Annotated in this window: 10 protein-coding genes and 1 pseudogene; 8 read left to right on the top strand and 3 right to left on the bottom strand. The window is 72.8% G+C overall.

Annotated features, from left to right (window positions below):
- Positions 1 to 367 precede the first annotated feature (367 nt).
- Entirely contained in the window at positions 368 to 1477 is a 1110-nt protein-coding gene (locus QRY02_RS12345) for a threonine synthase (protein WP_285991668.1), read from the top strand.
- The gene (locus QRY02_RS12340) at positions 1474 to 2091 is read left to right on the top strand and encodes a helix-turn-helix transcriptional regulator (protein WP_285991667.1); all 618 of its coding nucleotides are present in this window, start codon (positions 1474 to 1476) and stop codon (positions 2089 to 2091) included. Before QRY02_RS12345 ends, QRY02_RS12340 begins: the two co-directional genes overlap by 4 nt.
- 1 nt (position 2092) lies before the next feature.
- Here the strand turns inward: QRY02_RS12340 and QRY02_RS12335 are convergent, their stop codons facing one another.
- On the bottom strand, positions 2093 to 2998 hold the full coding sequence (locus tag QRY02_RS12335) for a glutaminase (protein ID WP_285991666.1): 906 nt from the start codon (positions 2996 to 2998) through the stop codon (positions 2093 to 2095).
- 161 nt (positions 2999 to 3159) lie between these two features.
- Between QRY02_RS12335 and QRY02_RS12330 the strand changes: the two are divergent.
- The 3 genes and pseudogenes from QRY02_RS12330 (at position 3160) to QRY02_RS12320 (ending at position 8508) form a co-directional block, all read left to right on the top strand.
- A pseudogene (locus QRY02_RS12330) lies at positions 3160 to 4547 on the top strand (amino acid permease).
- Positions 4548 to 4578: 31 nt separating this feature from the next.
- Positions 4579 to 5580: a LacI family DNA-binding transcriptional regulator gene (locus tag QRY02_RS12325; RefSeq protein WP_285991665.1), complete on the top strand. Its 1002-nt coding sequence runs from the start codon at positions 4579 to 4581 to the stop codon at positions 5578 to 5580.
- 99 nt (positions 5581 to 5679) lie between these two features.
- A complete protein-coding gene (locus QRY02_RS12320; protein ID WP_285991664.1) occupies positions 5680 to 8508 on the top strand; it encodes a glycoside hydrolase family 2 TIM barrel-domain containing protein in 2829 nt (942 codons plus the stop codon).
- A 31-nt stretch (positions 8509 to 8539) separates the two neighbouring features.
- On the opposite strand, the gene QRY02_RS12315 is transcribed toward QRY02_RS12320, so the two are convergent.
- On the bottom strand, positions 8540 to 9655 hold the full coding sequence (locus tag QRY02_RS12315) for a TetR family transcriptional regulator (RefSeq protein WP_285991663.1): 1116 nt from the start codon (positions 9653 to 9655) through the stop codon (positions 8540 to 8542).
- Positions 9656 to 9742: 87 nt separating this feature from the next.
- Between QRY02_RS12315 and QRY02_RS12310 the strand changes: the two genes are divergently transcribed.
- On the top strand, positions 9743 to 10888 hold the full coding sequence (locus QRY02_RS12310; protein WP_285991662.1) for an FAD-dependent monooxygenase: 1146 nt from the start codon (positions 9743 to 9745) through the stop codon (positions 10886 to 10888).
- 27 nt (positions 10889 to 10915) lie between these two features.
- Here QRY02_RS12310 and QRY02_RS12305 read toward each other — a convergent pair whose 3' ends face one another.
- Positions 10916 to 11593, bottom strand: coding sequence for an NUDIX hydrolase (locus tag QRY02_RS12305; protein WP_285991661.1), 678 nt, complete (start codon positions 11591 to 11593; stop codon positions 10916 to 10918).
- Between the two features lie 76 nt (positions 11594 to 11669).
- Here QRY02_RS12305 and QRY02_RS12300 point away from each other — a divergent pair, with 76 nt between their 5' ends.
- Complete coding sequence (locus QRY02_RS12300) at positions 11670 to 12671, top strand: SPFH domain-containing protein (protein WP_285991660.1); 1002 nt, start codon at positions 11670 to 11672, stop codon at positions 12669 to 12671.
- The gene (locus QRY02_RS12295) at positions 12668 to 13537 is read left to right on the top strand and encodes an NAD(+)/NADH kinase (RefSeq protein WP_285991659.1); all 870 of its coding nucleotides are present in this window, start codon (positions 12668 to 12670) and stop codon (positions 13535 to 13537) included. The genes QRY02_RS12300 and QRY02_RS12295 overlap by 4 nt, the downstream gene beginning before the upstream one ends.
- Positions 13538 to 13543 lie beyond the last annotated feature (6 nt).

Genomic DNA, 13543 nt, shown 5'->3' with positions numbered 1-13543 from the left:
CAAACTTCGTCGACGACGATCGGCGATTTCCGGCGCTTTTCCGGGGGAACGAAAGAATCCGCCAAAGAATGGCCGACCCGGGGCGGTCACCCGCCCTGCGGTCCATTGTGGATTCCGCACGCGGCGGGATTCTCGGTGCTCACAAGACCACGAACGGGGCACCGGTGGCCAGTCGCCCGCCGCCGGGCACGGGCGGCGGCATTCGGGCGGCCACCAGCGGCGCGCCGCTGAGCACGCGTGATCGAAATTTTCCACCACCGCGTCACAGGCTTTTCCTGAGAAGAAGCTGAAGACATTTCGCGTACTCGAGAGTAGTACTAGACAGTACGTCTAGACTTGTACTGTTCGTCCAGAAGAGGAGGTGGCGGTGGCTTACTGGTACACCGACGAGCGGTCGGGGGTGCGGTACCCCGGCGACCCGCTGCGCTGGCGTGGCGACGACGGCGCACCGCTCACGGTCGCCGCCCTGCCCGGCCTGCGCCCGGAGGACGTCGACACCGGCGTCCGCTCGCTCTGGCGCTACCGGGCCGCACTGCCCGGCGACCTCCGCCCGGTCTCGCTCGGGGAAGGCTGCACCCCGCTCGTCCCGCAGGTGTGGGACGGCGCCGAGGTCCGGTTCAAGCTCGAGTGGTTCAGCCCGACCGGCAGCTTCAAGGACCGCGGCACCAGCGTCATGGTCTCCGCGCTCGCCGGCGCCGGGGTGCGCGAGCTGCTGGAGGACAGTTCCGGCAACGGCGGCTCGTCGGTGGCGGCCTACAGCGCCGCGGCCGGGATCGCGGCGACCGTCCTGGCTCCCGAGGGGACGTCACCGGCGAAGGTGCTGCAGACCCGCGCGTACGGCGCGGCCGTCGAGCTGGTGCCGGGCACCCGCGACGACACGGCCGCCGAAGCCGTCCGCCGCTCGGACCACACCACCTACGCCAGCCACAACTGGCACCCGTTCTTCCTGCAGGGCACCAAGACCCTCGCCTACGAGCTGTGGGAGGACCTCGGCTTCCGGGCGCCGGACGCCGTCGTCACGGTGGCCGGGGCGGGCAGCATCGTGCTGGGCTGCGACCTCGGGTTCGGGGAGCTGCTGGCCGCGGGGTCCATTGCGCGGCGCCCGCGCCTGCTCGTCGCGCAGCCGCGGAACTGCTCCCCCGTCGATGCGGCCTTCCACGACCGGGAGCCGCCGGAGTTCGCCCCGACCGTCGCCGAGGGGACGGCGATCCGCCGTCCGGTCCGGCTGCCCGAAGTCGTCGCGGCGATCCGGCGCTCGGGCGGCGACACCGCGGCGATCACCGAAGATGCCATCGCCGCGGCGGCCCGCCGCCTGGCTTCCCTCGGCCTCTACGCGGAGCCGACCAGCGCGACGGCCGCGGCGGCGATCGACGTCTTCCGCGCGCGGGGTGCCATCCGGCCCGGCGAGACCACGGTGGTCGTGCTCACCGGTTCCGGCCTCAAGGCGGCGGACAAACTGCGGGAGCTGATCGGATGACCGAGGACGAGCTGCTGCTGCGCGAAGCGGAGAAGATCGCCCACGCCGTCGGCCGGATGTTCCCCGGCCTGTGCGAGGTCGTGCTGCACGACCTGCGTGACCCGGCCCACGCGGTGCGCGCGATCGAAGGCGGCCTGTCCGGCCGCGCCGTCGGCGACCCCGCGACCGAGCTGGGCCTGGCCCGCATCGCCGACCCGGAGTTCCCGGACGTGCTGCAGAACTACCCGAACCGGTTCCCGGACGGCAGGCCCGCGAAGAGCACGTCGATCGGCCTCCGCAACTCCGAGGGCGAGTACGTCGCGGCCCTGTGCCTCAACCTCGACGTCTCCCTCCTCGGCTCGGCGGCCCACGCCCTGACCCGCTTGGCCGCCACCGCCGAGCCGGCCCCGCTCACCGAATCCCTCCGCGCCCGGACGGCCGGCGAGCTGCGTGTCCTGGTCGAGGACTACGCCACCGAGCGCGGCCACACCCCGCGCAGCCTTCCGGCGGCCGCGAAGAAGGACCTGGTGCGGTCGCTGAAGGAGCGGGGGTTCCTGGAGCTGAAGAACGCGGTGCCGGCGCTGACCGACCTGCTCGGGATCTCGCGGGCCAGCGTCTACAACTACCTGCGCTGACTCAGAAGATCGACCAGCCGGTCAACGTCGTGAACCGGTCCAGGGCGGCAACGCCGGCGACGGAGTTGCCGCGCGCGTCCAGCCCCGGGCTCCACACGCACACCGCGCACCGGCCCGGGACGATCGCCACGATGCCGCCGCCCACGCCGCTCTTGCCCGGCAGGCCGACGCGGTAGGCGAACTCGCCGGCCGCGTCGTACGTGCCGCACGTCAGCATCACCGCGTTGATCCGCTTCGCCGCGCTCAGCCCGAGCAACCGCGAGCCGTCGTTGCGGACGCCGTGGCGGGCCAGGAACAACGCCGACCGGGCGACGTCGGCGCAGCTCATCGCGATCGAACACTGGCGGACGTACTGGTCCAGCACCGACGGCACCGGGTGGCGCATGTTGCCGTAGGACGCCATGAAGTACGCGAGGGCGCGGTTGCGGTCGGCGTGCCCCGCCTCCGACGCCGCGACCTCGGGGTCCACCGCGATCTCCGCACGGCCGCTCTCCTGCCGGAGGAAGGCGAGCAGCGCGTCCACCGCGTCGCCGTGGCGGGCGAGTTCGTCGGTCACCACCAGCGCACCCGCGTTGATGAACGGGTTGCGCGGAATACCGTCCTCGTGTTCCAGCTGCACCAGCGAATTGAACGGATCACCCGACGGTTCGCGGCCGACGCGCGCCCACACGCCGTCGCCGCGCGAAAGGGTCAGCGCGAGGGTGAACACTTTGGACATGCTCTGCACGGAGAACGGGCGCTCCCAGTCGCCGACGCCGTGCACCGCACCGTCCACTTCGGCCACCGCCATGCCGAACCGCCCCGGCTCCACCCTGGCCAGCGCGGGAATGTAGTCCGCGACGGCGCCGCGGCCGACCTCGGGCGCGACGTCGTCGGCTATCCGGTCCAGCAGCGCCGCGAGATCCACCGGCCGAGCGTAGAAGGCGCCCCGGCGGGAGCCGCGGGCGCCCCGTGTCAAATCGAAACCGGCGGTTCGCCGACCCATCCCCGCCGTGATGTCCGGCACACCTTAAGTCTTCCTTAGCCTGCTTGGTGATCCGCGGCACACGGCTCTAGCGTCCGGTAACCATGGATTCCTCGCTGCTCACCGAAAACGGTGAAAGCTACTCGAAAGCGCTGGGCAACCGCCAAGTCCAGATGATCGCCATCGGCGGCGCCATCGGCGTCGGGCTCTTCCTCGGCGCCGGCGGCAAGCTCCACCAGGTCGGCCCGTCGCTGATCTTCTCCTACGCGATCTGCGGGGTGGCCGCCTACTTCGTGATGCGCGCGCTCGGCGAACTCGTCCTGCACGAGCCCAGCTCCGGCAGCTTCGTCACCTATGCGCGGAAGTTCATCGGGCCGTGGGCCGGCTTCGCCTCCGGCTGGATGTACTGGGTGAACTGGGCGATGACCGGGATCGCCGAGATCACCGCGGTCGCCATCTACGTCCACAAGTGGCTGCCGGACGTGCCGCAGTGGATCACCGCGCTGATCGCCCTCGGCGTCCTGCTGATGGTGAACCTGCTTTCGGTGAAGGTGTTCGGCGAGCTGGAGTTCTGGTTCTCGGTGGTCAAGGTGCTGGCCATCGTCGTCTTCCTGGTCGTCGGCGTGGGCTTGGTGCTGACGAGCGCGGACATCGGCGGCACACCCGCCGGCGCGCACAACCTGACCGGCCACAGTGGACTTTTCCCGGCGGGCGTCGGCGTCGCGCTGATGACGCTGCAGGCGGTCATCTTCGCCTACTCGGCGATCGAAGTCGTCGGCATCGCGGCCGGGGAGACCAAGGACGCGCGCAAGGTGCTGCCGAAGGCGATCAACGGCGTGGTCTGGCGGATCGGCGTGTTCTACGTCGGCTCGGTGCTGCTGCTGGCGATGCTGCTGCCGTGGCCGTTCTACAGCGGCGACGAGAGCCCGTTCGTCACCGCGTTCAGCCGGCTCGGCATCCCGGGCATCGGCGACGTGATGAACGCGGTGGTGCTGACCGCGGCGCTGTCCAGCGTCAACTCCGGCCTCTACTCCACCGGGCGCATCCTGCGGTCGCTGGCCGAAAAGGGCGAAGCGCCGTCGTTCGTCAGCCGGATGAGCCGCCGTCAGGTGCCCTACGGCGGGATCTTGTTCACGTCGGTCGCGTACGTGCTGGGCGTGGTGCTGAACTACCTGGTGCCGAAGGAGGCGTTCGACATCGCCTCGCGATCGCGTCCCTCGGCGTGATCAGCACCTGGGCGACGCTGATCTTCTGCCAGCTGCGGCTGCGCCAGGCCGCCCTGCGGGGCGAGCTGGAGCGTCCGTCGTACCGGATGCCGTGGGCGCCCTACAGCGGCTGGGCGACCCTCGGGTTCCTGGCCCTGGTGGTGGTGCTGATGGGCTTCTCGGACGGCGCCGAGAAGATCGCGTTCTCCTCGATCCCGGTGCTCGCCGTGGTCCTGGCGGTGGGCTGGCGCTTCGTGAAGCGCCGCGAACGCGCCCCGCTGGGGTAGCGGCCGGGCCGCGGGCGGGCATACTCGACGGGTGTCTTCGAGCAGCACGGAACCCCGGCGGGTGACGATCCACGACGTCGCCCGCTCGGCCGGGGTCTCCCGGCAAACCGTGTCGCGGGCGCTGAACGACAAGGGCGAGATCGACGGCTCGACCAAGCAGCGCGTCCTCGACGCCGTCCGCGAGCTCGGGTACCGCCCCAGTCGCTTCGCCCGCGGCCTGGTCCGGCCGGACACCACCACGATCGGCCTCGTCGTGCCCGACCTGCTCAACCCCTTCTTCACCGAGGTCGCCTCCGGCGCGCTGGAGGCGGCCCGGGCCCGTGGCTGGCACGTCGTCGTCCACGACACCGCCGACGACCCCGAGCAGGAACTGGCCACGCTCCGGGTGATCGGCACCCAGGTCGACGCGGCCACCGGCTACTTCGGCCGGTCCGACGAGGACCTCGACCGCCTCACCGCCGGGATCCCGGTCGTCCTGATCGGCCGCGAGCCGCACTCCCCGCGGTTCAGCGGCGTGGGGATCGACGGGGAGGACGGCGTCCGCGAGGCCGTCGCCCACCTCGTCTCGCGTGGGCACCGGCGGATCGGCATGCTCGACGGGAACCCCGCCCCGAGCGTGCGCCGCCGGTGGTTCCTGCGGGCCGCCGCGGAGTGCGGGGTCTCGGTGCACCCCGGCTGGATCGCCGCCGGCGCCCAGAGCGTCGACGGCGGCGGCGCGGCGCTCGCCGCCCTGCTCGCCGCCCATCCCGACGTCACCGCGCTGTTCGCCTTCAACGACGTGATGGCCATCGGTGCCCTGCGGGAGGCGCGCCGGTTCGGCCTGCGGGTGCCCGCCGACCTCGCCGTGATCGGGTTCGACGGGCTCGCCCTCGGCACCCTGGTCGAGCCGGAGCTCTCGAGCGTCGCCATCGACACGCGCGCGGTCGGCGCGCTGGCCGTCGAGCAGGCGGCTCGCCTGGTCACCGGCGCGGCCCCCCTCGAACCCGCCGAGCTGATCGTCCGCGCCCGGCTCCACCTGCGCGAATCCGCCTGATCCCTTGACACCCGGTCCCGCCCCGAAGCACACTTCGAAGCGGTCCGTGAACGTTCACGGGAACGTTCTCGGGCGCCTGCCGAACGCGGAAAGGACCTCATGTCGTACCTCGAAGATCCCGGCCCGGGCCGGGGTTCGCTTCCGCCGCGCGCGGCCTTCACCTCCGACGCGCCCGCGCTGTCGCTGAACGGCACGTGGCGGTTCCGGCTGTCGCCGAGCCTCGCGGCCGCGCCGGCGGGGATCGAAGCCGGGGAGTTCGACGACTCGGCGTGGGACGAGCTCCCGGTGCCGTCGCTGTGGCAGCTGCACGGCCACGGGTGTCCGGCCTACACGAACGTGCCCTACCCGTTCCCGGTCGACCCGCCGCACGTGCCGTCGGACAACCCGACCGGCGACCACCGGCTGCGGTTCGACCTGCCCGCGGACTGGCCCGCCGGATCCGCGGTGCTGCGCTTCGACGGCATCGACTCCTGCGGCCGGATCTGGCTCAACGGCACCGAACTCGGCGTCACGCAGGGCAGCAGGCTGCCCTCGGAGTTCGAGGTCGGGCCGCTGCTGCGACCGGCCGGGAACGTCCTCGTGGTGCGCGTGCACCAGTGGTCGGCGGGCAGCTACCTCGAAGACCAGGACATGTGGTGGCTGTCGGGCATCTTCCGCGCCGTCACCCTGCTCGCCCGGCCGGCCGGCGGCATCGGCGACTACTGGGTGCGCGCCGATTACGACCACACCACCGGACTGGGCACGGTCCGGGTCGAAACCGCCCCGGACGTCCTGCTGGACATCCCCGAGCTGGGCGTCTCCGGGCACCCGGCGGGGGAAGCCCTGGAGCTGCCGGTCGAGCCGTGGAGCGCCGAGACCCCGCGGCTGTACGAGGGCACGCTGGCCACCGCGGCCGAGCGGGTGCCGGTGCGGATCGGGTTCCGGACCGTCGCCATCGAGGACGGGCAGCTCAAGGTCAACGGCCGCCCGCTGATGCTGCGCGGGGTGAACCGCCACGAGCACGACCCGCGCACGGGGCGCGTAGTGTCGCCGGAGACGGCCCTGGCCGACGTGCTGCTGATGAAGCGGCACAACGTCAACGCGGTCCGGACCAGCCACTACCCACCCGACCCGGCGTTCCTCGAGCTGTGCGACACGTACGGCCTGTGGGTGATCGACGAGTGCGACCTGGAGACCCACGGCTTCGAGCCGCTGGACTGGGCCGGCAACCCCAGCGGCGACCCGATCTGGGCCGAGGCGTACCTCGACCGGATGCGGCGCACGGTGGAGCGGGACAAGAACCGGCCCAGCGTGATCCTCTGGTCGCTGGGGAACGAAAGCCACACCGGCGAGAACCTCGCGCGGATGGCCGAGTGGGTGCGCCACCGCGACCCGACACGGCCGGTGCACTACGAAGGCGACCACGACTGCGCCTACGTCGACGTGCACAGCCGGATGTACGCCACGCACGAGGACGTCGAGCGGATCGGCCGCCGGGAAGACGCCAACGCGCGCCGGCGGGACCTGCCGTTCCTGCAGTGCGAATACGGGCACGCGATGGGCAACGGCCCGGGCGGCCTGCTCGAGTACCGCGAGCTGTTCGAGCGGTACCCGAACTGCCAGGGCGGGTTCCTCTGGGAGTGGATCGACCACGGCCTCGCCGCCGACGGGCACTTCGCCTACGGCGGGGACTTCGGCGAGCCCATCCACGACGGCAACTTCGTCATCGACGGCTTGGTCTTCCCCGACCGGACGCCGTCACCGGGGCTGGCCGAGTTCGCGAAGGTCGTCGAGCCGGTCCGGATCGAGGCGGACGCGGCCGGGATCCGGGTGAGCAACCACTACGACTTCGTCGGCACCGGGCACCTCACCTTCACCTGGGTGCTGGAGGACGAAGGAACCGCTGTCGCCCAAGGCGTCCTCGAGGTGCCTGCCGTCCATTCCGGACAGAGCACTTCGGTCCCGCTCCCGGGGCTGCCCGCGACGAGCGGCGAGTCGTGGTTGACCGTGTCGGCGTCGCTGACCTCGGCGACGGCGTGGGCGCCGGCCGGGCACGTCGTCGGTTGGGGACAACTGGCGGTGTCGGCGGCTCCGGCCGCGGCGCCGCTGCCCTCGCGCGGGCCGGTGTTCCGCACCGGCGGACGGCTGGTGCTGGGCGTCGGCGAGTTCGACCCGGTGACGGGCGCCTTGACGGCCCTCGGCGGACACGTCGTGGCCGGGCCGCGGCTCGACGTGTGGCGCGCGACGACCGACAACGACCGCGGCACCTTCGCCGGGCGGCCGGTCGCCGACCAGTGGCGCGAGGCCGGGCTGCACCGGCTGCAGCACCGGGTGATCACGGTCGACGCCGACGGCGAGGAACTGGTGGTGCGCACCCGGGTCGCGCCGCCGGCCCAGCCGTTCGGGTTGTTCGCCGACTACACGTGGACGGCGTTCGACGACCGCCTGCGGCTGCGCGTCGAGGTGACCCCGGACGGCGAGTTCCCCGGCACACTCCCCCGGCTCGGGCTGGCGATGGCGGTCCCGGGCGCGCTCGGCTCGGCGGAGTGGTTCGGCGGCGGCCCGGGCGAGGCCTACCCGGACAGCCGCCAGGCGGCGCGGATCGGCCGGTTTTCCAGCAGCGTCGACGGTCTGCAGACGCCGTACGTGTTCCCGCAGGAGAACGGCAACCGGACGGCGGTCCGCTGGGCCCGCCTGACGACCCCGGACGGCGCGGGCATCCGCATCGACGGCGAACAGGTCTTCGACTTCACGGCCCGCCGCTGGACGGCGGCGGCGCTGGAGGAGGCCCGCCACACCGACGATCTGGTGCCGGGCGAGCTGGTGCACCTGACGCTGGACGTGGCGCAGCACGGCCTCGGGACGGCGTCGTGCGGCCCGGGGGTGCTGCCGCGGTACCGGCTGGTGCCGCAGAAGACGGAGTTCACGCTGTGGTTCCGCCCGGCCTGAGTTGTCTCAAAAAGTCTCATAAAGTGTCTCATTAATCGGGGCCGGGCAGGTGGCGGTAGATCGTCGCCCGCGAGACACCGAGCGCGGTCGCGATGTCGGCGGGAGCGCGCCCGGCGTCGTAGAGGCGCCGCGCGGCCTCGACGGTTTCGGGACTCATGGCGGACGGCCGCCCCCGGCGACCTTTGCGCGCGGCGGCGCCGGTCCGGCCGGCGACGGGCGGCCGGGGGTTTTCGTCTTCGGCCGCAGCGGCAGCGTTGCCCTCGGGTGGCTCGCCGTCGCCCGCTGCCGCGGCGGCCCGGGGCGCGTCCGGCCTCGGCCCGGCGTGGGCGCCTTGGCCCGCTGCCGCAGCGGTCTGGATCGCGCCCGGCCCCGGGCTGCCGTGGGTACCTTGGCCCGCTGCCGCAGCGGTCTGGATCGCCTCCGGCCCCGGGCTGCCGTGGGTACCTTGGCCCGCTGCCGCAGCGGTCTGGATCGCCTCCGGCCCGGGGCTGCCGTGGGCACCTTGGCTTGCTGCCGCCGCCTGGACTGGGTCCGGCCCCGGCCCGCCGTGGACACCTGTGTCCGCTTCCGCGGCCTGGACCGGGTCCGGCCCCAGCCCGCCCCGGCCGCTTCTCCCTTCACCCGAGGCCGTGAACAGGCGGTCCACTCCGTCCAGGATCGCCGCGCGCAGCTCGGCCTGCGGGGCCTCCGCGAAGAGGACCACCGGGTCGCTCAGCATCGCGATCGCCTGGGCCGCGCGGACCCGGTCCGCGAAGTTCGCTTCCGGCCCCGCGACCAGGCCGTTCGCCCGGAGCATGCCGTCGCGGAAGCGCTCGAACACCACCTCCGAGGCGGTCAGGCCGAGGTCGCGCAGGTTCATCCGGAGCAGGTACCGGTGGGTCAGCCACACCTCCAGCAGCCCCTCGACGGCCGCCCGGCGGGTGTCGGGCGCCTGCGCCGCCCGCGCCAGCGCGGCTTCGAAGTCCGCCAGCATCGGCTCGGCCAGCGCCGTGACGATGTCCGCCTTGCCGGGGAAGTGGTAAAGCACCGCGGTCTTCGTCACGCCGACCCGCTCGGCCAGCTCCCGCACCGACGTCTCGTGGAAGCCGCGCGCCGAAAACTCTTCCAGCGCCGCGCGCAGGATCTTCGCCCGGGTGTCGTCCGTCATCGGCCCAGCCTATTCCCTTGCCTGACCGATGGACAGGAGAGTACGGTCACGACTGACCGATGGTCAGGACCGAGATGGGGGCACACCATGACCGAACAGACCGTGCTGATTTCCGGCGCCGGCGTCGCCGGGCCGACCCTGGCGTACTGGCTGGCCCGCGCCGGCTACCGGCCCACGGTGGTGGAACGCGCCGTCGGCCTGCGCTCGAGCGGGAGCCCGGTGGACGTCCGCGGGGCGGCGTCGCGCGTCGCGGACCGGATGGGCATCACCGCGAAGCTGCGCGAAGCGAGCACGAGCGCGACGGCGCTGAACTTCGTCGACGACGCGGGACGGCGGACCGGCCGGATCCCGATGCGGCTGCTCGGCGCGGACGGCGACATCGAACTCCCCCGCACCGACCTCGCCGCGATCCTCCACGACGCGGCGCGCGAGCACGCCGAGTTCGTCTTCCACGATTCGATCACCGAACTCCACGAAGACGCCGGCGGCATCGACGTCACGTTCGAACGCGGCGCCCCGCGGCGCTTCGACCTGGTGATCGGCGCGGACGGGCTGCACTCGGCGGTCCGGCGGCTGGCCTTCGGCCCGGAGCAGGCGTTCGTGGAGCACGTGGGCGTCTACATCGCGACGCTGCCGCTGGCCGGGCCACCGTCCGGCGCGACCGCGATCGAGATGTACAACTCGCCCGGCCGGGCGGTGGCGGTCCACCCGTCCCGCGGCCACGGCATCGCGGCGTTCATGTTCCGCGGCGACGCGGTGCCGGGATTCGACCACCGGGACACGGAACTGCACCGGCGCATGCTCGAAGTGGCTTATGAAGGTGCGGGCTGGCGGGTCCCGGAACTGCTGGAGCAGGTGCGCACGGCGGACGACCTGTACCTCGACTCGGTGAGCCGCGTCCGGATGGACCACTGGAGCAAGGGCCGCATCGTGCTGGCGGGTGACGCGGCATCGTGCGTGTCCCTCTTCGGCGACGGCTCGACGCTGGCCATGGCGGGCGCGCACACGCTGGCGGAAGAACTCGGCCGGACCCCGGAAGACCCGGCGGCGGCGTTCCGGCGGTACGAGACGGCGCACCGGAAGCTGGTGGAGCCGAAGCAGCGAGCGGTGTCGACGGCGGCCGCGTTGCTGATCCCGGCGACCCGCGGCGGCTTGGCGGCCCGCAACTTCGGCACCCGCCTGCTGCCGATCGTCTCGGCGGCCCGCCGCCTGGTTCCCGCCCGGGCGGCTTGAGCGGCGGATCCACGAAACCCGCCGACGTCAGCCCCGCAACATCGGCGGGTACAGCACTTCCGCCGCACCCCGCCGGTAAAGCCGGGCCGGGCGGCCACCGTCGCGGGTGGTCGTCCGGCCCGTCGGCTCCAGCAGGCCCTCCGCCCCGGTCACCTTGCGGTGGAAGTTGCGGGGGTCGAGCCGGGTGTCCCACACCAGTTCGTACACCCGGCGCAGCTCCGCGACCGTGAACTCCGGCGCGCAGAACGCCGTCGCCAGCGGGGAGTACTCCAGTTTCGCGCGGGCCCGCTCGACGCCGTCGGCGAGGATGCGATCGTGGTCGAACGCCAGGCGCTCGGTCCGCAGCGCACGCACCGGTGCCCAGCGGGCCTCCGCCGCGTCCGTGCCCGCGCGCGGGACCGGCAGGTCCGGCGCCAGTGCCAGGTACGCCACCGTCACCACTCGCATCCGCGGGTCGCGGTCCGGTGCGCCGTAACCCGCCAGCTGTTCGATGTGGACAGACCCCGGCGCCAGTCCCGTCTCCTCCGCCAGCTCGCGCCGCGCCGCGTCCGCCAGGTCCTCGTCGACCCGGACGAATCCGCCCGGCAGTGCCCACTCCCCCTCGTAGGGCGGCACTCCCCGGCGCACCAGCAGCGTGCACAGCTCGTCTCCGGTCAGGGTGAGCACGACGAGGTCCACGGTGACGGCGAACGGCGGGTGATCCATGCCACCACCCTAATCGTCATCTTGACGATTAGCGAGTTCCCCCATATCGTCAGCACGACGATAAGAGGAGGGCTCCATGGCCGACATCGACCGCCGGTTCGGGTTCCGGCACCTGCGCGGTGCCCCCACCGTGCACATCCGGCACTACCGCCGCGGCAAGCTCGCGCACGACGGCGTCGGGCTGTCGTTCTGGTACCGGCCGCTGACGGCGGTGGTCTCGGAAGTCCCGCTCGACGACCGCGAACTGCCGCTGCTGTTCCACGCCCGCACGGCCGACTTCCAGGACGTCACCGTCCAGCTCGCCCTCACCTTCCGGATCGAGGACCCGGCGCTCGCCGCGCAGCGCATCGACTTCTCCATCGACCCGGACACCGGCCGCTGGCGAAGCGATCCCCTGGGGCAGATCAGCGGGCTGCTCACCGAGAACGTCCAGCAGTACGCGGTCGAGGTGCTGACCCGCACGCCACTCGAACAGGCCCTCGCCGACGGCGTCCGCGCGGTCCGCGACCGGATCCGCGCGGGCCTGGCCGAAGAGGACACGCGGCTCGCGCAGACCGGTTCGGCGGTGCTCGACGTCCGCGTCGTCGCGATCCGGGCCGAGCCCGAGGTCGAGAAGGCGCTCCAGACGACCGCCCGGGAGAAGGTGCAGCAGGAGGCCGACCGGGCGACCTTCGAGCGGCGCGCGCTCGCCGTCGAACGCGAACGCGCGATCAGCGAAAACGAGCTGCAGAGCCAGATCGAGCTGGCCCGCCGGGAGGAGCAGCTGCTCGCCCAGCGCGGCGCGAACGCCCGGCGTCAGGCCGAAGAAGCCGCGGCGGCGAACCGGATCGAGACGGAGGCGCAGGCTTCGCGCGAACAACGGCTCACGCAGGTGAAGGCCGAAGGGAAGCGAGCGCTCGGCGAAGCGGAAGCGGCGGGCGAGGCGGCCCGGCTGGCGGCGTACCGCGACCTGCCCGAGGGCGTGCTGACCGGGCTGGCGCTGAAGGAACTGGCCGGAAACCTGCCGCGGATCGACAGCCTGGTGCTCACCCCGGACCTGCTCACGCCCCTGCTGACGAAGCTGGGTGTTCGCTCGTGAGCCTCGCTCCGCGGGTCGTGCTCGTCCACCGCCGCACCGAACTGGCCGAGCTCGTCGCCCGCCACGGCACCCGCGGCCAGGCCGAGTTCTTCCTGCGCACCCGCGGCCGCGACCTCGCCGAGGTCACCGCGGCGGACGCGGCCGTGCGCGCCGCCCTCGCCGCGGCGTCGGCGGCGATCCCGCTGGACTGGCGCCGCGGTGAGGTCGAACGGGCGGACCTCGACCGGTTCCTGTTCACCCCGGAGGACGTCGTCGTCGTGGTCGGGCAGGACGGCCTGATCGCCAACGTCGCCAAGTACCTCGACGGCCAGCCGGTGATCGGCGTCGCGCCCGGCGAGCCCGGCGTCCTGGTCAAGCACCCGGTCGAGGCGGTCGCGGACCTGGTGCGGTCCACGAACGATGTCGAACACCGGACGATGGCCGAGCTCACCGCGGACGACGGGCAGCGGCTGCTCGCGCTCAACGAGATCTACCTCGGGCACGCCGGGCACCAGACGGCCCGCTACCGGCTGGGGGTCGGTGGCGGGCGGGCGGAACGCCAGGCGTCGTCGGGAATCCTGGTCGGGACGGGCACCGGGGCGACCGGCTGGTGCGGCTCGGTGTGGCGCGAACGCGGCAGTGCGCTGCGCCTGCCCGTGCCCGGCGAGGCCCGCCTCGTCTGGTTCGTGCGCGAGGCTTGGCCGTCGCCGACGACCGGAACCACGTGCACCGAAGGGGAACTGGCCCGGGCACCGCTGACGGTCGAGGTCGAATCCGACCGCCTGGTCGCGTTCGGCGACGGCCTCGAAACCGACGCGGTCGCCCTCACCCGCGGCCAGACGGCGACCTTCACCCCGGCGGCGAAGACCGTCCGCCTGGTGCGGTGACGGAAC

This window comes from Amycolatopsis sp. DG1A-15b (genome assembly GCF_030285645.1).
GTDB lineage: Bacteria > Actinomycetota > Actinomycetes > Mycobacteriales > Pseudonocardiaceae > Amycolatopsis.
Note: the sequence above shows the minus strand (reverse complement) of the source record. Positions and strands in the feature narration are given on the sequence as shown.